This window comes from Janthinobacterium sp. SUN118 (assembly GCF_030397695.1).
Taxonomy (GTDB): domain Bacteria; phylum Pseudomonadota; class Gammaproteobacteria; order Burkholderiales; family Burkholderiaceae_D; genus Janthinobacterium.
In genome coordinates this window covers 1,974,930-1,993,120 of sequence record NZ_JAPUBV010000001.1, presented here as the reverse complement: position 1 = coordinate 1,993,120, position 18,191 = coordinate 1,974,930, and the positions used below count along the sequence as shown (strand labels likewise).

Genomic DNA, 18,191 nt, shown 5'->3' with positions numbered 1-18,191 from the left:
GGAAGTTGCGTCCTGAACAGCTTTGCGTACGATGCGGCGCCGATACCTGCGAGCCATCATCCGGCTGCGATACTTATCCGTAGCAACAGGCATGGCGCAGGCACCGGACTGCACACCTACTATGCAAAGCCGGACTCTAGTTGCGCCAGTCGCTGTTCCAGTTCGCACACCTTGGCGGCCAGTCTTACGCTCGCCGCAATGGCCGTACCGATAGCATCGATGGAAAGCATCCCGTCTATGTCGGCATTCACGGCAACAGGTGTGGACTTTTGCAAAGATTGTGCCGATACGCCGATCCGACGTTCGCCTGTAGCCTTCAAGCAATAGGTACCCACCCTGGTCAACGCCAGCTTGACCAGCCAATCTTCATCAAGTTCATCCCATGAGTCTTTGAGGCGTTCATCCGATATCTGATTAAAGCTGCTGGCAAACAAAGTACCGCCATTGTCCAGATAAGCCGCGGTAGTTCCCGCTGTGCTTTCCCAAACAATCATTGCATTACTATCGAGACGACATGTCCTGCCCCAAGCACCCTGGCGTATCATTTCCATACGCGGGTCGCCCTCGCCATGCGGCACCAAGACCTGCGTTCTTTTGGCCTGGACATCCTGGGCAAAATAGCCGTTCTGCACCAGCAGATTGCGATTGGCCGTCAGATCGCGCGCCGCCTGGACATCGCCAGTGTTCGTGACCACCAACGACCAGGAATCTGTTGCCCGGTTCAACACACACAGCGGCCAATCCGCCGTCGCTCCCCATACGGAAACCTGGCCGATACCCGGAATGCTGTTTGTAATCCGCTCGACATCCGGAAACTCCAGATATGGTCTTTTCATGAAGTAATTCACATCCGTCCAGCGATTAGGCTGCCCTCGCAAGGCCATGCTTCCCAAATCAGTAGCGTCCACGGTGAGCTTGAGGCCTGATTCGGACCATCCCAGAAATACCTTATTGCTCCCTTGGCCAAAACCGCCGCCTTGCTGAACAGGAGCAAATCCCAAATTAGCTTGCTTGCCAGCTAGCGCCGCGTTCATATCGGCTGCATTGACCTTACTGCTCAACGCAGCCTGGGTTGCCATACTGACTGGTTTGCCGAGGTCAGACGTATTGTCGACATTACTTACTCTCGAAGCGTCGACCTTTTTCGCATCCATCGCATTCAGCGCCGATAGTGTCGCGCTGCTGACTGGTTTGTTAAGGTCTGTCGTGTTATCCACGTATGCCAGGCCTACGTCAGCCTTGTTGCCTGTCGTCGCAACCTTGGCCAATTGCGTCAAGGCAACCTTCTTGGCATCGAGTTCACTCAGCGCTGCCTGGACATTACTTGAAGTAATGGCCCCCACAGGGGTGACGGTCACTTGCTCGGCGGTATTCGTGGGCACGTCCACCCATTGCTCATTCTGATAGACGCGCAGACAACCGCCATTCAATACGGTATCCCAATAGATTGCGCCGTTTAACAGTGTTGCCCCGGCATTGTCACGCGTGGGCGCAGACGCCTTGGCACCGAGATAGCGCGCGTCGAACGAAGCAAACGCGGCGCCTGCGGATACGGCCTGCACAGATGCTTTACCCGCATCTACATGGGCGCTGGTAGCGGCCAGTGCCGCGGCGGCGGCACTGGCGGCGGCAGCGGCGGCATTGCCTGGAATTTCGGCGATATCCTGCGCCAGTGCCAGGTCATTGAGCTTGCACAGATAGTCGGTCTGTCCTGGATAGAAAGGGGCAGACATCAGATCTCCTCCACTGTGATGGATGCCGAATAACGTTCGAATTGCGGCGTGGCAATGGCAACCGCCTCGGGCAGCTTGCCGTACAGTTGGTGGTCTTGTTCCAGCAGGGGATCAGCAGATTCCGGAAACAAACTGACGAATATCGGGCGCGATTTGCCATTGCCACGCAAGATGGCCATCAACTTGCTGCGGTCTTGCGGTGACATGGTATTCAGGCTCAGCGCCAGCTTGCGGTTGCGCGGCCCCACGTTCGTCAACAAATCGCCGCCCTCGTTGCGGTAGTGCTGGCTGGCGTCATCCGCCGTCACCGAGGCGCCATAATCGGCATTGCTTTCCGGCGACCAGTACATGCCAGCAACCAGGCGCGAAGCTTCGATGTAGCCAGCAGGATTGAGCGGATCATCGATATCGATCTCCAGTTTTTCCACCCATGCCGGCGCAAACCAGATGCGTCCATATACGCCGCCGCCATAGGCGAACGCATTGACACCCAGGGGTTCAAGGCCCCAATCCCAGGCACCCAGCGGCTGGTAAGCACAGGCCTGCACGAAACCCGTGTCAAATGCAGGTGTGGCATCGACTGCCAGCGCATAGCCGCGCACGCGCAAGGTGGCCGCGGAGCTCAAGTTACAGAATGGCAGCACCACTGCGCCAATCAGCGAAGCCAAGGGGAAAACGGCGCTCAGGGTGGCGTGCATGCCCGTGGAGCGCCAGACTTCGGACTTAATGTCCGTCAACAGGTTCACCACGGTGAGTGCCCCCGACTGACTGGACGCCGTAATCGCGGCCAGGTCAGCCGCATTGTGGTGGATGATGCGTAAATTCGTCATAAGGTACTCTTTCCCTTGATTCAACAAAGTGTTATTCACTAAGGCAAGAAGGTGCCATCAATGATAAAAAATGGCGACGGCTCGGTGAAAGTAGTGTCCTCAGGCATAGGCCCGTTTTCATTACTGGAACGGTGCGTCGTGCCGGATGAATACGCGACGGCATTGTTCTCATATCGGATCAAAAACCTGCGCGTATCGGTCTTGACGTATCCACTTCGAGGATCATCAGGGTCATATGGGGAATAACTGACATGACGGAAGGGGCTATTGCCGATGGCAACTGGGCGCCCCACCGCCGGCAATTGAACGAGGGAATCCAGGTCTCCTCCAGCGATGGGAAATGTGACATTGGGGCGGCCAAAATCATGGGTCAGTCTGCCCGTGACGCTATGCCGCAAAATCAGGCCGAAAGGCGAGGGTTTGCTATCCAATAACGTGGAAAAAGCCCATATATCTACCGGTTCCTGAACGTCAAAACCATCCCCGTCAGGATTTGCCCCGCAATAGACAGCCACGGTATGTAGCCCATTCAGATAGGAGGTGCCGAGGATCCCGACTCGCCGGCCAGGCGGCATGCCCATCGCCCAAAGCACCGTGCGGTCACTGGCAAAGGTATAGTTGGACCAGCCTGACTGGCGAGCGGAAAACTCCTGATATGGCTGCACGATGCGGCTGAACGAAGCCTTGCCTATGCACTCCGTTCCCAGCGTATCGCTATCGACGACGAGATCGCCCGCAGTATTGCGTACTCGAAGAATGTTGTTCATTTTAAATACACTCCTGCAGTCACGCTGTATCCAACAGGGTTGAAACCCGAGGCCGCGAACGAAAAACGCGGATAGCCCCGTGTTTCGTCATACGTCCACTTCGCATGGCCCTGACCATCGCTATACACGACAATCGGCGTTCTCCCGCGCGGCAGGGTGGGAAATTCCAGCGAAATACCTTCTACCGGAATCGCAAAAATACCCAGGCAAACACCGCCAGCGGCATGCCGGGAATCGAACTTCAATTGCCCCGCTGCCGTTCGAAGTATCAGGACTGCGTCACTCATATGGCCACCCTAGCTCGATAACAGGCTTGGCGCCCCCGTTAAAGGCATAAAAGCCTTTGGCATTGATTTCGATGCGATTCGCGGAAGCACCAGAGCGCAAGAAAAACGTGCCATCCGCATTGATCACTACATTTCCATTGGCTGATTTGCAGGTATCACTGAATGTCAACGCCCCCGTCTTGGTCGAAATCGCCTCAAGCGAACCAAATTTCGCATAGCTCTGAAAGGGCGTGGTCCATACGGTCTGGTTCGATACGGGGTCGTAGCTGCCGCTGGACTGGAACCACACCTGCCGTTCCGCCGGCGCGCCATTGATGGCAGCCCCCCAGGCACGTGTCTCGCCCCAAGTCCCGATTGGCGGATAGGCATCGCCAGGTACCGTCACGCTGGTTGGGTTGAAGGCCAGTGCATAGCCGTCGATCAAGGTGAAACATAGGCGCGCCGAGCGGCCGCTGCTGCCATTTGAGCCATTCGAACCGGGTACGCCATTTGCTCCGTCCTGCACCTTGTTGACAATCTGCTGCGCCGTAAAAGTCACGCCGCTATCGTGCAGCAAGGTAGCAGTGACGGTGACTTGCGGCACCGACATGGCGTTGAAGACCAGACTGCGCGTATTGCCGCTACCGCTCAGAACGCCACCAGCGCTGCAGCTGAATTGCACGATGCCGGGCAGGTTGATTTGCGTGGCCTTGAAATTGACGGCGGCCGGCGCGCCGGCGCCGCTGGTGCTGACGTGAAACACGGGCGTATCCACCGTCAGCAGCAGCGCGGCGCCCGCTTCCGGTGCCGTCAGGCGTGGCGACGTCGCCTGCAGCAGCGCGTCGCGGTCATTCATGATGATGCTCATACGATAAACCCCACTTTCACGTGTCCCGTCAGCCAGTCAGGCGCCAGCGAAACGACCTGGCCCGGCATACCCTTGTCCATGCCGAAGCGCGGATGCGTCACCGTCACGGCCTGCCCCAGTTCCAGCGCCAGCATTTCCGCCGTGCCGTCGAATTCATAGACCGTGCGCGGCACCCGGCCGATCGCCAAGCGGCGCTGCGCCTCGGCCTCGGCATCGACGCGGCGCAGCAGCATGGTGTCCTGCTGTACCGGTTCCGCATCGAGCCGGTAATCGGCCTGCACGCCGGCATCCGAGTGGGTGGCCGTCAGCCATTCCGTTTCAAACAGATCCTTGTGCTGGACCGGAATACCAGTCAGCAGACCCGTTTGCAGCGTCCAGTTCTTGCAGAAACCCAGCTTGACGGATGCCGTCGGCGCGCTGCGGCTGACAGGCGTCAGGGTGCCCGCCACCATGTGCTGCGGCCCCACCTGCGCTGGCGAGCCGACGGGCGGCAGGCTGATTTGCAGCAGCCGCAGCTGCCCCAGGCGCGACATCACCAGCTGTGCGCCCAGGCTGGACGCGAGCATCTGGCAAGCGTTGAGCACATTCGTGCGACCGGCCAGGAACAGGCCGACGGCTTGCGGATGCGCGGCATCGAAAGCCGCGAGATTGCCCACGTCGAGGTCACTGTCGGCAAAGCGGTCACCCGCCTTGCCGTAGGCAGTCGCCAGGCGCCGCACCAGCGCGGCCACCGTATTGGCGTAGGCGGCCGGACGGTCGCCCTGCACTGAAACAGTGACCGTCCCGGCGGGCGCCGCCGCCAGCGTGAACTTGCCGCTGGCGTTGTCCGCCGTGATGCGCACCGGCAGGCCGTTGTCGCGCACCTCGATGACGGCTTCGATGGCGCCGCCGTGCACCTGGTACTGCAGCAGGGCCGGATCGGCCAGCAGCGGCGTGATGTTGTGCACCTCGCCAAAAGTCAGCGGCAGCACGGCGTCCTTGTTCGGCGTCGCGCCACCCAGCTTGGCCTCGCTGACGGGCGTGTTCAGGCGCTGCAGCTTGTCGCGCAGCTTCAGGGCCAGCTTGTCGCGCCCTTTTGGCGCGATGTCGGCCACCACGCCATTGAAGATCATGCGGAAGTCGCCGCGGCGCCAGCGCGGGTCGCCGATCCAGGCGCGGATCGGCCGGTTCATCCACACGTCATCGAGCCAGCCGTCGCGGATGCCGGACGGGTTGTGGATCTCGATATCGCCCGCCGACAGGCTGGCCTCGCCGCCCAGCGACAGCTGCTCGGTGAACTGCATGCCCGTCGAGACGATGGATTGGTACGCCAGGTTGGGCGGCGTATCGTCGGGCGCCGTGACATACGCGCCCGTGCTCAGGAAGCGCGTCACTTCCGTGGCGCCGCTGCGCACGGCCACCTCGATCAGCACCAGACGGCGCGCCGAGGTGCTGCGCAGCCACGCGGTGAACTGCGCGTCGCTCATGGCCTCACTCAAGGTTTCATTCATACTATGCTCGCTTTCGATTGACTGGCCCAGACCGAGGCCCGGGCCGCTTCCGAGGCGCCGGCCGACACCTTGTCGGCGGCGCGTTCATTGGCGTCGTAATTGCTGCTGATGATGGCGCCCGTCTGCTGGTCCTGGTCGGCGCGCAGCTGGCGCACTTCCTCGCGCAAGCCCTTGATCTCGGCCACCAGCGCTTCGTTGGCGCCGTCGCCGGCACTGAAGTAGCGCTGCATGGCTTGCGCCGCCGGCGCATCGACCACCACTTCGTCAAAAGCGGCGGCGAGCGGCATGCCGAAGCCGGCACCAAACTGCATGCCCTGCGTGATGTCGGCCTTGCCGCCGGCCCGCAATGCGGCGCCCAGCGCATCGACCGCTTCCTGGATGCCCACCGCCGTCTTGTTAAGATTGATCAACTGGCCCACCTGCGTGTCGAGCGCCGTCAACTGCTTCTGCGCATCGCTCATCTGCGTGCCGGCAATCGCCGCCAGCGCCGCCAGGTCGGCCTGCACCCGCGCCGCATCGGCGGCATAGGAATCGCTCGACGATTTCACCACCTGGTTCGCCGTCAGGTAGGCGGTGGCCGCCGCCGTGAGCGCCGACTGCGCCGCCGCGTCGCCCGTCTTCGCATTGGCCAGCGTTTCCTCATACTGGCGCTGCGCCTCGGCCATTTTCTGCATCGGCGTCAGGGTCGACAGGCTGCCCAGCAGCAGCGAATCCTTGAAGGAGCGTATGCTGTCCGAGAACGTCTTCAGGCGGTCGATGGTGGATTTGAGGGCGTCCGATTGCGTCGTGTAGGCGGCGGTAAGGTCATTGCGTGCCGTCACCTCGTCGTACAGCGCACGATTCGCCTCCGCGATCTGCGCACGCTCCCTGGCACGCAATTGCGCCGTGGTCGAGGTCAGACTATCCAGCTGGGATTGCAGGCCGCGACGCTCGCTGGCAACTTCAGCGGCCGTTTTCGCCGCCGTGGCATACTCGCCCGTAGCAGCAGCCAGGTCCGCCGCATACTCGGCCGCCTTTTTGAAAGGTTCCGCCAGGGACAGCAACGCTACATACAATTCGGCCGAACCTTCTTTTCCGATGGCGATGCCATCGGCAGCGGACAGCACGGCAGCCTTGAAGCCATCCATCGTGGTAACGCCACCCAAGCCCAGCTTGCCCATCGCTTCGTTGACCGACTTGGTGATCGGCGCCATTTTTTCGGATTCAGACAGGAAGTTCTCATAGAAGTACGAGGTTCCACCCGTCAGCTTTTCCAGGCCCCCTGCCACATCGATCAAGTCTTCCGTCAGCTTGACGGCGGCCATGCCGCTCACGCCAAAGGACTTGCCCAGTACAAACAAAACGTCGCTGACCTGCTGGAAGTCGTTGGCGATGCGGTTCAGCGTTTCAAAAGCGCCTTCGCCTATCTTGGCAAAATTGCGCAAACCGGCCACGCCAGCATCAGCCATCTTGTCGCCCAGCGCGGAGAATGCCGTTTCCAGTGCTTTTTGCTGCTCCTCGGCCGACAGCCCCTTCAAACTGATCTTGCCCAGATCGACCTTGAAGTTGTCCATCCGCGCATTGAAATCGCCACCAGCCACGCCCATGACGTTGGCGGCCCCTCGAATGGCGTTGCCCATGCTGACGATAATCATCGTGAACTGCCGATTGATATCATCGGACATTTCTGCCGTCTCGGTTTTATTCTTATTGCTATAAGTAAAACCCAGCGCTTTCTTCTTGGTATTGACATCGGCGTACGACTGCGCGGTAAAACCAATATCCTCGATCTGGCCCAGATTCATGGCCTTGCCGGTAATGCCCTGGTCGACTACCGTCTTGGAGGTGTTGAACAGCTTGGAAACAACGCTGCCCAATACCGTCCCCACCACACTGCCCAGTACCAATCCGATAGGGCCGCCAATGGCCGCCATGCCCATGCCCAGATAGGTACCCAGCATGGCGCCGCCCACGCCGCCAGCGGAAGTGCCGGCCAGGATGCCCATCGTACCTCCCAGAGCCTTGGTCCCCGTCTGCACGCTTGCAGCGGCCCCGCCAGCTCCCGTCGCTACCGATTCGCGTGCCAGCAGGTTGGCCAGGTTGCCGATGCCCGCAGCCAGCTTGCGCAGCGAGTTGTCCATCGAAATGGTATGCGCCAGGCCCAGCCCGGAATTTTTTTCCATGATGGCTAGGCTGCGCGCGATCGAATCGCTTTTTGCGGATGAATCACCGAGCACGGTACCCGTACCATTTGCTTTCTGGCGTTCCTTGGCAACGTCGACATTGCCTCCGCCTCCACCGCCAATCGCCACCCCCAGGCCAGCCACGATCGCCGCCATGGCCGCCATGCGGCCAAACGCCGTATAAGGGTCCCCCGAGCCCTGGCTCAGTACTGCGCTGATACCCTTGGGCACCAGTTCGGCCAGGGTCATGGCCACTTCGGCCGCATGAAATACCTGGGAAACCGTGGTTAACGCCTTGTAGCCGGCACTTTGCTCGTCGAAGAAGCCGGCCGCGGCACCGGCCATGTCGCTGTAGCCTTTCATCTGGGCTTGCGTGGAATCAAGCTGCGCTTTCGATTCCGCGGCGATTTCCTTAGGTTTGTCCCCATTGGCATCGTCCTTCGCGTTCGCCAGGGTTCTTTGAATGTCTTGCTGGGCCTTCTTGTGCTCAACCAGCGCGGAAGTCACCTTGCCTATCGTGCCACCCACCTTGCCGAAAGCCTTTTCCAGCGCATCACCGAGGGCCTTGGCACCATCTGCCGCCTCTTTCCATTGCTGCTCGTCGGCCGCCTTGGCATCGGCGCGGTCCTTGTCCTTTTTGGCCTTCGCATCCTCTTCCCGCTTCTTCAGCGTTTCCGCACTTTGCTGGCGCGCGATTTCATTCACCTGTGCCAACTCGGCCTGCATCTTCGGCTCCACCCGCTCTTTGGCGGCGCCAGCCTCGGCGATCTTGTTCCTGTTTTCCTGAACCGCTTGCGGCGTTTTAGCCTTAAAGGCGCTCAACACATCGATCTGCTTCTGGTAGGCATCCGCTTCCGCCTTGCCCCGCTCGCGAATGGCGTTCTTACGACGTTCAAAGTACTGCTCGTCGCTTAAGTCGCCCCCCTTGCGATGCAATTCATCGAGTTTGGCGCTCTGCTCATAGCCCTCCGTTTTCAGGCGCAATTCATCTTGTATGGCTTGCAACTGCCCGGCACGCTTTGCCTCGCGATCGTCAGAACCAAAGGCGGGCGCAGGTGGCGCAACCTTGAATGCAGCACGAATGTCGGCGCGCATCTTTTCCTGCTCTGCCTTGGGAACCGCCAGTGGCGTTCCATTCAGTGTGGCAACGTGTTTGTTGTATTTTTCAAGTAATGCGGATTCCTGGCTAATTTTTTGGGCATAAATCTCAGTGATTGCGTCAATGCCCTTTTGTGCTTGTTTTTGTGCATGATTTTTTTCTTGAACTCCGCGCTGCGCATCAGCAACCTCTTTCTCTTGGTCTAACCTGGTCACCAGCACCTGCCGCTCCTTTGCTTTCTGCTCAAGATAGCGCTGCAGTTCCTTGCCACTCATTCCCATGCCTTCATGCGTGCCCACGCTGGTATGGCCGGTGACTTTGGCCGACGCAACTTCCAGATCGAGCTGCTCGATCTCCTGTTTCGTTGTGGTCCTGCGTCCCATGCCATTGACACTATCTTCGCCATTCGACCAGAGGGTCTTCATGGCCCGCATCGCAGTACCAACAATGCTCAGGTTTTCGCCGCGTTTTTTCAGCTCCTCGTTGTAATTCTTCGCCGTCGCAATCATCGCTTCCTGGGTCTTGCCCTCCTCCTCGAGCGTCTTGATATGCTGGTACTGGCTGGCATCCAGTGTTCGATACACCTCGGCATGGGTATCGACCCAGTTCACAACACCGTCAGCCATCGTGGCAAAGTTCGCGGCAACCTCCGCTGCTGGCTTATTTGTACTCTGTGCCGTGGCTACAGCGGCAGCGCCAACCGACAACAAGGCCTCGCCCGTAAACTCTCCCGTTTCCAGCAATGTTTGCAAGGCTACGCGCGCGTCGCCCATACCTGCGTTCTCGAGATTGGCAATCGACTTGACCATGTCATTGAACTGCCCTTCCGTGATGCCAGCCGAATTGCCTGTCAGTAGCATTGCCCTGGCAAAATTATCCGACTCCTGTTGACCCTTCACGTAGGCACTCGCTGCAAATGCGGCAGCTTCCGCGAGCATTTGCAGCGCCAATACCGGCCCCGCGCCCAGGCGCGTGATTGCCAGTTCCGTCAGGCCGGAGGCATTCGCCAGTTCGCCCAGGCCATCCTTGATTTTCCCGACATCGGCGTTCATGCCGCCTTCGCCGATTTTCAGCGATGCCTTGGCAAAGCCTTCGAGCGCGGTCATGCCCTTGAACAAGGCATCCGAGGCGTCACTGCTTTCGTCACCAAGGACTTTGGACGCGTCTGCCGCCGCGCGAGCCGCTTCAGCCTGCGCGCGCATGACCTGTTCGGAGTCGCGCATCCTGGCGTTGACATCCTGGACCTGGTGCCCAGCCTCGCCGCTGGCGTCGGCCAGGTCGCTGACCGCCTGCGTGCCCGCCCTTACCTCCGCCGTATTCACAACAATTAATATTTCCGTTATTTCTGGCATGGTTGGCCCATAAAAATGGCCGCGCATGGCGGCCTGGTTGGAAAATGCCAGCAGGCTTGCCGGCGGCGTGGTGCGCGGTGGCGCACTGCTACGCCTTCGCGTGCTGGTGCGACAGAAACAGCGCGTCGAGCTGGTCCAGCAACTGGTGCTCGAACGGCTCGATGGCGATGGCGTGGCGCGCCTGCCAGGCGAGGATTTCCGTGCTGGCGATGGGATTGACGGCCATGCCGTTCTGCCGCTTGCGGTTCAATTGCGCAAACCACTCCCACACGTGGGCCAGCTCGAACGGCATGCTCGGCGCCTCCGGTTCCGGTGGCGCGCGGTACAGCGGATGGCGCCGGGCGGCGTCGATATGCTCACCCTTGGCATGGCCATCGGCCGCCCTCGCGCCGCGCTCGAACTGGTGGCCGGCGTAGCGCAACAGGCTGGCCGTCAGAGTTTCAAAAAATTCGACTCGTTTTCCAGCGCCGTCGTGACTTTTTCCTGCCAGGTCGGGTATTTTTCAAAGGCCGCTTCCAGCAGGACAGCGTCGAGCGGCACGGGCGCTCCATTGCTGGTGAAGCCGTACCAGCCCGTGACCACCGCCAGCGCCAGGCGCTTCTGGTTGCCGTCGATGGCTTGCACCAGCAGTTCGGCGCCTTCGTCGGTGGAAGCGTCGATGGCCGTCTTGCGGCGCGCAGATTTCTTGTAGCCTTCGGCGCGCACGGCATTGTTGGCCACGCGGTATTGCTCGCTGTTCTTGCCGACGATGGTCAGGCCGGCCACCGCTTCGCCGTCCGCGTCGAAGATGACGGGCACGTCGAACGTGACGGGCGCGGCCACCGCGTTGATGTTGCCAATGTCGAAACCTGCCTGGATTTTTTGTGCGTTGTTCATGTGTACCGCTTTCTGAATGAATTCAATGGGATAAAAAGTAAAAGGGCCGCCTCATGGCGGCCCCAAAGCAGGTGTTAGCCGCTTACAGCGCGCTGTCCTGGATGGTCAGCGTGGTCGCTTCATGCTGCGCGTCGGCGCCCTTGTAGCGCAGGACGTCGAAGGCGCAGGTGACGATCTTGTTTTTCTCGCCATCGTCGATCTTGGCCGAAGTGATCTTGATGCGGCCCATGGCCAGCGCCAGCACGTCGGCGGTCGGTGCCGTGCCCGACGCCATGGCGTAGGCCAGCGGGATTTCCGTCTCGGCCTTGAAGTAGTCGAGGTAGGTGGCGTCCTGCAGCAGCACCGTGAACTGGCCCGAGCCCATCACCTTGCCGCGCGAGGCTGCCGTGGCGTACTTGGAGCCGATCACGGGATCGACCTTGACCTGGCCATCGAGCGATACCGACATGCCGGTGCAGATCTGCGACGGAATGCCGTTCACCGACAGCATCGCCGTGGCGCCCGAGAATTTGCCGGTACCCGGCGCGGCCAGGGGCGCGGCAAAATGCGGCACGGCCGTGGTCGGGCCTTCCGCCTTGCCCATCAGGGTGAAGTCCAGGCTGGTGATGCCGTTCGGCTGCACGGCGATATCCATCTTGCTGACCAATTGATCGACGAAGCTGCGGTGCACGCCGATGTTCGGATCCTGCACTTCGGCCGTGAACCAGTCGGTGGTGTGGCCGCTCAGCGGAGTGAAGCTGCGCTTGCCCGCTGCCGCCACGCCGACCGAGTCGCCGGCCGCCTTGACGATCATCGCCGAACCATCCATGAACTGGCCATTCAGGTTGGTGGCCGTGACGGAGGTCACGAAGAAGTTCTTCGCGTTGTTGGCGGCCGCTGGCGCCGTCATGCCGCTGATGCGCACCACGCTGCCGGCGCGGAAGCCGTCGGCCAGCCAGGAGCCGGCGCTGCGGATCAGGCCCGTGGCGGCGGCGGCGATGGTGGTCTGCGCCGCAGCGACGCCGCCGGCCGTAAAGTCGCGGCGCAGCAGCGCGGCCATCAGCGGCGCATACGTGCCGCACGCCGCTTCCGCCTTGATGGCACCCGAGGTGCGGAAGTTACCCAGGCGGGTATCGCCCTGCTGCTGGCTGGCGTCGATTTCGGCGCTCGCGTATTTGTCCGCTTCCGTGTCGAAGGTGGCCGTGACGCGGGGATAAATCTGGCCGCCGCCGGCGGCGGCCTTGCTGCCTTCCGCGGTTTGTTTGCTGATAACGATCAAGCTGTCGATGCCGTTTGCTGTCGATGCCATAAGTAATACCTTTCGTGGGATGAAAAAAAAGACCGCAGATGCGGTCTTGGGAGGGAACTGCCAATAATCAGGAAGACAAATGAAAAACCCGCACGCGGTGAGGCGGCGGGCTGGCGTGCGGACGGCGCGGGGCCGTGCCGGACGAAAAATGGGCGAAGTGGGCCATGAAGGCGGTTCGCTGCGCTGATTTCCCCTATCGGTGTCGCACCAGAGGTGCGTCTATTACGAGTGGAGAAGCATGTGGTCTTGCGGTGCTGCGGTACGACATGTGTTGCTGCTGTTGCTGCCTGAACGAGACTCTATTGTAGGGGCGTTTTTTGCATCGCCAGGCATATTGCAGATTTTTTTTCAGTGTCCCAGCCGGCGCATGGCACGTGCGCCGTGCGACTGGAAGATGCCTTCCAGTTCGCTGACCATGTCCTTGATGCGTTCCAGCTCAAAGCCGCCGGAGCAGCTGATGGCCGCCTCGCCGCTGCCATGGCAGGCCTTGCAGACGACGGGCATGCCCACCGGCACGGCGGCGACGATTCCCGTGCCATGGCATACCTTGCATTTGCTGTCGAGCCAGTGTGCGAGCGATGCCTCGGCCACGCGACGGTACAGGGTATTGGCCGCCTGCGCATCCCAGGCCGTATGCGCCTTGACCCAGCGCCGCGCGCGGCCTTTTGCCGTGACGGCCGCCGTCCATGCGCGCAGCAGCTGCGCCAGGTTGCCGGCGTTGCCCTCGAACAGGCGGCTGACGGTGCCATCCGCATACTTGACGCGGCACAGCAAGGCGCCCATGTCGCCGGCCAGCGCCGCCGCCGCGATGACATCCAGGTCGTGGTGGACGGCATCGTCGCGCAAATTCTGCGATGACAGCGATGCGATGAATTTTTCTGCAAACCCCATGATTTCTCCTCGTTGATGCTTGTATTAGTTGCTCGCCGGGCCGAACAGCGCCGCCACCAGCGGATCACGGCTGGCCGTGCCGCGTGGCCAGCTGGCCGTGCGGCGCACCTGCGGCGGCAATTCGGCCCAGCCGTCGACTTCGTCGTCCTGCTCGCCCGGCGCATACAGGGCGGGCCGCTGGCGCCCCGGTTCCGTGCAGTGACGCTGCGCCAGGTGGATCTGCCCCATGCCGCACATGTGGCGCAAATAGCGGCTCATGGTGCCCGCATCGAGTCCCAGCAAGGCGGACAATTGCGCCGCGCTGGCCTGGCCCTGCTCGCGGATGTACTGTGCGATGCGGGCGATATGCAGCTGCGACTTCTTGCTGCGTCCCTGTAACTGGCGCCCCTGCCGCGGCGCCGCCCTGCTTTCAACCATCTGACTGCTGTTCAACATCTGCCTGACCTCCCGTGGTGTCGCCAGCCGGCAGACGCTCTTGTGCGAATTTGCGACAGGCAACAGGTAGACTTTATCAATCGCTAATGTTAAAGTCAAGCATTTGGTAATTTATCAAACGGTAAATTTCAGGTTTAATGTGGAGATGAATATGTATCAATACAGACGCGATCGCCTGCTGGCCCTGATACGCGAGCGCTACGACAACACGCGCAAGAAAATTTCCGATGCCAGCGGCTGGAGCGAGGCGCGCATCTCGCAAATCCTTTCGCCCACCTACCGCGAAGGCCGCGCCTTCAGCGAAAAGATCGCGCGCAAGCTGGAAACCGACCTGCAGCTGGAAGCCATGTACTTCGACCAGGGCGCGGCGCCCGACCAGGCAGCCATGGCGGCGCGCGCGCTGGCCGGCGCACAGCCCGTGGTGGTGGAAGATGGCGAAGATGAACGCTTCTACCCGATCCGCAAGGTCAAGCTGCGCCTGTCGGCCGGCATCACGGGCTTTGCCATCGAGCCGGAAACGCACGACGGCAGCACCATCAGCGTGCCGCGCAGCTGGGTCGAGCGCAACGGCTACCACCCTGAAAAACTGGTGGCCATCAAAGTCAAGGGCGAGAGCATGGAGCCGGCCCTGTACGAGGACGACGTGGTGATCATCAACACGGCCGACAGCCGGCCGGCCGACGGCGTGGTGTTTGCCATCAACTACGAAGGCGAGCCGGTGGTCAAGCGCATGGCGCGCGATATCGGCGAATGGTGGCTGACGTCGGACAACCCGGACCAGCGCAAATACCACCGCAAGCTGTGCCGCGGCAACGAATGCCTGATCGTCGGGCGCGTCGTGCGCAAGGAAAGCGACCGGATTTGATACCGGAATTTACCGATTGATAAACTCCGATATCGTCGCGCGCCGTCAAGCGAGTGCGGCGGCGATCTGCTGCAGCGAGGACGGGTCTTCGATCGACGTCAGGTCGCCCGGGCTGCGCCCTTCGCAGATGGCCTGGATCGAGCGGCGCAGCAGCTTGCCCGAACGCGTCTTCGGCAGCTGTGACACGAACAGCACGCGCGCGGGCCGCGCCACGGCGCCCAGCTGGCGGTCGACGACGGCCATCACTTCGCGCTCCAGCAGCGCCTTCGCGTCGACGCTGTCGACGCCCTGCGGGTTTTTCAGGATCACGAAAGCCATCGCCACCTGGCCCTTGAGCTTGTCCTCCATGCCCACCACGGCCACTTCCGACACGTTCGGATGGCTGGAGATGCTTTCCTCGATTTCGCGCGTGCCCAGGCGGTGGCCGGCCACGTTGATCACGTCGTCCGTGCGTCCCAGGATGAAGTAATAGCCGTCCGCGTCGCGCAGGCCCCAGTCGAACGTGGAATACACTTGCCGCTCGCTGAAGGTGGACCAGTAGGTGTCGACGAAGCGCTCGTCGTCGCCGTACACGGTCTGCATGCAGCCGGGCGGCAGCGGGCCTTCCAGCACCAGCACGCCCTTCTCGTTGGCGCAGCACTCCTCGCCCGTCGCCTCGTTGAGCAGCTTGACCCTATAGCCGTACATGGCCAGGCCGGGGCTACCCAGGCGCGTCGGCGTTTCCGCCACGCCCTTCGCCACCGACAGGATGGGCCAGCCCGTTTCCGTCTGCCAGTAGTTGTCGATGATGTCCACTTTCAGCTCGTCGGCGATCCATTGCGAGGTGGTTTCGTCCAGCGGCTCGCCCGCCAGGTACAGCGCCTTCAGCGACGACAGGTCGTGCTTGCGCATCAGCTCCACCGGATGCTTGCGCAATACGCGGATGGCCGTCGGCGCCGAAAACATGCGCGTGACCCTGTATTTTTCAACGATGCTCCACCAGACGCCTGCATCGGGGCAAATCGGCAAGCCTTCGTACAGGATGGTGGCCATGCCGGCGATCAGCGGCCCGTACACGATGTAGGAGTGGCCCACCACCCAGCCGATATCCGAGGTAGCGAAGAAGGTTTCGCCCGGCTTGCCGCAAAACGTGTACTGCATCGAGGACGCCAGCGCCACCGCATAGCCGCCCACGTCGCGCTGCACGCCCTTCGGCTTGCCCGTCGTGCCCGAGGTGTACAGCACGTACGAGGGTTCGTTCGATTCGAGCCAGGTGACGGGCACGCGCGCATCGAGGTGCTGCTCGCGCAGCGCGGCGTAATCGACGTCGCGGCCCGGCACCAGTTCCATCGGCACAAGATGGCGGTCGACCAGCAGCACGTGCCGTGGCTGGTGCGCGGCCAGGCGGATCGCTTCGTCGAGCAGCGGCTTGTAGGCGATCGCCTTGCCATTGCGCGAGCCGGCATCGGCGGAAAACACCAGCTTGGGCTGCGCATCGTCGATGCGGCTGGCCAGGCTGTTGGCGGCAAAACCGCCGAAGACGACGGAATGGACGGCGCCGATGCGGGCGCAGGCCAGCATGGCGAACGCCGCCTCGGCGATCATCGGCATGTAGATCAGCACCCGGTCGCCCCTGGCGACACCCAGCGATTGCAGGACGGCGGCGCAGCGCTCCACTTCGCGCTGCAGCTCGCGGTAGCTGTAGGTGCGCTCGGTATTGGTCTCGGTGGAAATGGCGATCAGCGCCGCCGCGTCGCCCTGGCTATCGACCCAGCGGTCGACGGCGTTGTGGCACAAATTGGTGGTGCCGTCCACGAACCATCTGGCAAATGGCGGACGCGAGTAATCGAGTACTTGCGAAAACGGGGTATGCCAGTCGATCCTGTCCGCTTCCTCGCGCCAGAAAGCGTCAGGCGTGTCGATCGAGCGTTGATAAAATGCCGCGAATTCCATGTCTCCTCCGGTATGCATATAATTGATTTGGTCTATTTTCCTGCGTATGCGTATTTCTGCTATCTGCGACCCAGTGCCTCCTTCACCATCACTCTCCTTGTACTCCTGATTCCTTAAAGCGGCTGCGCCGCGCGGCAAACAGCTGCCTTGACGACAGGAACAGCTCCGGCTGCGCCGCTGCGCAGGCGACGCGCTCGGCCGCGATCCTGTCGCGGTTGGCGGCCAGGGTGGCGCCATCGAGCGCCATGCCGAACCGGCCATCTGCCAGCGTGTTTTGCCGCATCACGCGCTGCAGCACGATATCGCCCAGCGCCTTCTTGAAATGCCCGGCTTCCCAGTACCAGCGCGTGGCCGCGCCGCGCTCAGCGGCCGCCGGTATGCGCTCGCAGTTGTAAACGCCAAAGCCGCTGAAATCGGCCAGCGTGAGCTGCGCGGCCGGGTACTGCTCCTTTACCAGCGCGACTTCGCGCACCAGCCGGGTCTTCCACTGCTCGAACAGGGGCCACAGGCCGCCGCCTCGACCATGGCGAGCAGTTGCGCGTGATACGGATAAATCACCAGCCGGATATCGGCCTGGGTGGCCGCCATCGCCAGCAGGAAGGCGCGCAGCGCCTGGAAGTCTTCATTGGCAAGGCCGCGCGTGGATTTCTTCCGGAAACTGGCCGCGTTTTCCTGGGCCCGCTGGCTAAACAGCTTGTGGTAGCCATCCTGGCGCACGTGCGCGCCATATTCCAGCAAGGGATTGTAGCCATCGGCCGAGATGGTGGCCGCTTCCCCGTCATGCTGGATGCGCAAGGTATGCGCGGCATCGCGCAGGGTCGCCAGCGAGAACAGCGCATCGAAGCGCCAGTATGCGCCGCCATGCGCGGGCGGCGCGGCCGCCGTCACGGGGCGCGCAGGCTGCGTGGCCGCCGGATTGAGAAAATCGATGAATTCCATGCCGACGATGACCGTGCGCGGCTTGACGCCCGCCTGCACCAGTTGCGCGAACTGGCGGGCGGACGTGGCCAGCCCCGTGCCGGGAATGGCCAGGTTGTAGCCGGCGCCGCCCTGCCCTGAAAAGGCGCCGGCGCGCGGGTCGAAACCGATCTCGGCGCGGGAGTTGCCGAGGATGATGAATTGCGGCCGCAGGCGCAGCGCATGCTCGTGCTTGATCTGGCTCTGGTAGCGGGTCAGGCCCGGCTTGACGGCATTGAAACTGTCGCGCCGGACCACGCCGTACAGCCCGTACGGGTCGACGATGACCACGAAGGCGCAAACGGCAATGGCGCCCGTCCACAGCAGCAGCGCCAGCGCGACCAGATAAGACTTGAAGGGGGATCTCGTCATATATCCGC

16 protein-coding genes are annotated in these 18,191 nt (G+C 61.8%); 1 reads left to right on the top strand and 15 read right to left on the bottom strand.

Annotated elements, in window-relative coordinates:
- Positions 1-119 precede the first annotated feature (119 nt).
- The 12 genes from O0880_RS09110 to O0880_RS09055 form a co-directional block, all read right to left on the bottom strand.
- A complete protein-coding gene (locus O0880_RS09110) occupies positions 120-1,733 on the bottom strand; it encodes a tail fiber domain-containing protein (RefSeq protein ID WP_289886101.1) in 1,614 nt (537 codons plus the stop codon).
- Positions 1,733-2,602: a hypothetical protein gene (locus O0880_RS09105; protein WP_289886100.1), complete on the bottom strand. Its 870-nt coding sequence runs from the start codon at positions 2,600-2,602 to the stop codon at positions 1,733-1,735. The genes O0880_RS09110 and O0880_RS09105 overlap by 1 nt, the downstream gene beginning before the upstream one ends.
- Positions 2,602-3,330, bottom strand: a complete 729-nt coding sequence (locus O0880_RS09100; protein ID WP_289886099.1) for a hypothetical protein — start codon at positions 3,328-3,330, stop codon at positions 2,602-2,604. Before O0880_RS09100 ends, O0880_RS09105 begins: the two co-directional genes overlap by 1 nt.
- On the bottom strand, positions 3,327-3,617 hold the full coding sequence (locus O0880_RS09095) for a hypothetical protein (protein ID WP_289886098.1): 291 nt from the start codon (positions 3,615-3,617) through the stop codon (positions 3,327-3,329). Before O0880_RS09095 ends, O0880_RS09100 begins: the two co-directional genes overlap by 4 nt.
- Positions 3,610-4,464 (bottom strand): hypothetical protein, encoded by an 855-nt coding sequence (locus O0880_RS09090; protein ID WP_289886097.1) that lies wholly within the window; start codon positions 4,462-4,464, stop codon positions 3,610-3,612. The genes O0880_RS09095 and O0880_RS09090 overlap by 8 nt, the downstream gene beginning before the upstream one ends.
- Positions 4,461-5,930, bottom strand: coding sequence for a hypothetical protein (locus O0880_RS09085; protein ID WP_289886096.1), 1,470 nt, complete (start codon positions 5,928-5,930; stop codon positions 4,461-4,463). The genes O0880_RS09090 and O0880_RS09085 overlap by 4 nt, the downstream gene beginning before the upstream one ends.
- Before the next feature lie 20 nt (positions 5,931-5,950).
- Positions 5,951-10,594: a phage tail length tape measure family protein gene (locus O0880_RS09080; protein WP_289886095.1), complete on the bottom strand. Its 4,644-nt coding sequence runs from the start codon at positions 10,592-10,594 to the stop codon at positions 5,951-5,953.
- A 61-nt stretch (positions 10,595-10,655) separates the two neighbouring features.
- Positions 10,656-10,988 (bottom strand): hypothetical protein, encoded by a 333-nt coding sequence (locus O0880_RS09075; RefSeq protein WP_289886094.1) that lies wholly within the window; start codon positions 10,986-10,988, stop codon positions 10,656-10,658.
- 11 nt (positions 10,989-10,999) lie between these two features.
- The gene (locus O0880_RS09070) at positions 11,000-11,443 is read right to left on the bottom strand and encodes a hypothetical protein (protein ID WP_289886093.1); all 444 of its coding nucleotides are present in this window, start codon (positions 11,441-11,443) and stop codon (positions 11,000-11,002) included.
- Positions 11,444-11,525: 82 nt separating this feature from the next.
- Positions 11,526-12,731, bottom strand: coding sequence for a phage tail tube protein (locus O0880_RS09065; RefSeq protein ID WP_289886092.1), 1,206 nt, complete (start codon positions 12,729-12,731; stop codon positions 11,526-11,528).
- Between the two features lie 348 nt (positions 12,732-13,079).
- Entirely contained in the window at positions 13,080-13,622 is a 543-nt protein-coding gene (locus O0880_RS09060; RefSeq protein ID WP_289886091.1) for a hypothetical protein, read from the bottom strand.
- 24 nt (positions 13,623-13,646) lie between these two features.
- On the bottom strand, positions 13,647-14,039 hold the full coding sequence (locus O0880_RS09055; RefSeq protein ID WP_289886090.1) for a FeoC-like transcriptional regulator: 393 nt from the start codon (positions 14,037-14,039) through the stop codon (positions 13,647-13,649).
- A 169-nt stretch (positions 14,040-14,208) separates the two neighbouring features.
- Between O0880_RS09055 and O0880_RS09050 the strand changes: the two genes are divergently transcribed.
- The gene (locus O0880_RS09050; RefSeq protein WP_289886089.1) at positions 14,209-14,922 is read left to right on the top strand and encodes a S24 family peptidase; all 714 of its coding nucleotides are present in this window, start codon (positions 14,209-14,211) and stop codon (positions 14,920-14,922) included.
- Positions 14,923-14,967: 45 nt separating this feature from the next.
- Here O0880_RS09050 and O0880_RS09045 read toward each other — a convergent pair whose 3' ends face one another.
- The 3 genes from O0880_RS09045 to O0880_RS09035 all read right to left on the bottom strand — a co-directional run bounded on the left by O0880_RS09045 (position 14,968) and on the right by O0880_RS09035 (position 18,183).
- Entirely contained in the window at positions 14,968-16,854 is a 1,887-nt protein-coding gene (locus tag O0880_RS09045; RefSeq protein WP_289886088.1) for a propionate--CoA ligase, read from the bottom strand.
- Between the two features lie 88 nt (positions 16,855-16,942).
- Positions 16,943-17,326 carry a hypothetical protein gene (locus O0880_RS09040; protein WP_289886087.1) on the bottom strand — a complete coding sequence of 128 codons (384 nt, stop codon included), beginning with the start codon at positions 17,324-17,326 and terminating at the stop codon, positions 16,943-16,945.
- Positions 17,305-18,183: a hypothetical protein gene (locus O0880_RS09035; RefSeq protein ID WP_289886086.1), complete on the bottom strand. Its 879-nt coding sequence runs from the start codon at positions 18,181-18,183 to the stop codon at positions 17,305-17,307. Before O0880_RS09035 ends, O0880_RS09040 begins: the two co-directional genes overlap by 22 nt.
- Positions 18,184-18,191 lie beyond the last annotated feature (8 nt).

Coding starts and splice junctions, on each gene's coding strand:
- O0880_RS09085 (WP_289886096.1), bottom strand. CDS start 5,930: ATGAGCGACGCGCAGTTCACCGCGTGGCTGCGCAGCACCTCGGCGCGC.
- O0880_RS09050 (WP_289886089.1), top strand. CDS start 14,209: ATGTATCAATACAGACGCGATCGCCTGCTGGCCCTGATACGCGAGCGC.
- O0880_RS09080 (WP_289886095.1), bottom strand. CDS start 10,594: ATGCGCGGCCATTTTTATGGGCCAACCATGCCAGAAATAACGGAAATA.
- O0880_RS09110 (WP_289886101.1), bottom strand. CDS start 1,733: ATGTCTGCCCCTTTCTATCCAGGACAGACCGACTATCTGTGCAAGCTC.
- O0880_RS09045 (WP_289886088.1), bottom strand. CDS start 16,854: ATGGAATTCGCGGCATTTTATCAACGCTCGATCGACACGCCTGACGCT.
- O0880_RS09100 (WP_289886099.1), bottom strand. CDS start 3,330: ATGAACAACATTCTTCGAGTACGCAATACTGCGGGCGATCTCGTCGTC.
- O0880_RS09065 (WP_289886092.1), bottom strand. CDS start 12,731: ATGGCATCGACAGCAAACGGCATCGACAGCTTGATCGTTATCAGCAAA.
- O0880_RS09060 (WP_289886091.1), bottom strand. CDS start 13,622: ATGGGGTTTGCAGAAAAATTCATCGCATCGCTGTCATCGCAGAATTTG.
- O0880_RS09055 (WP_289886090.1), bottom strand. CDS start 14,039: ATGGTTGAAAGCAGGGCGGCGCCGCGGCAGGGGCGCCAGTTACAGGGA.
- O0880_RS09090 (WP_289886097.1), bottom strand. CDS start 4,464: ATGAGCATCATCATGAATGACCGCGACGCGCTGCTGCAGGCGACGTCG.
- O0880_RS09070 (WP_289886093.1), bottom strand. CDS start 11,443: ATGAACAACGCACAAAAAATCCAGGCAGGTTTCGACATTGGCAACATC.
- O0880_RS09095 (WP_289886098.1), bottom strand. CDS start 3,617: ATGAGTGACGCAGTCCTGATACTTCGAACGGCAGCGGGGCAATTGAAG.
- O0880_RS09035 (WP_289886086.1), bottom strand. CDS start 18,183: ATGACGAGATCCCCCTTCAAGTCTTATCTGGTCGCGCTGGCGCTGCTG.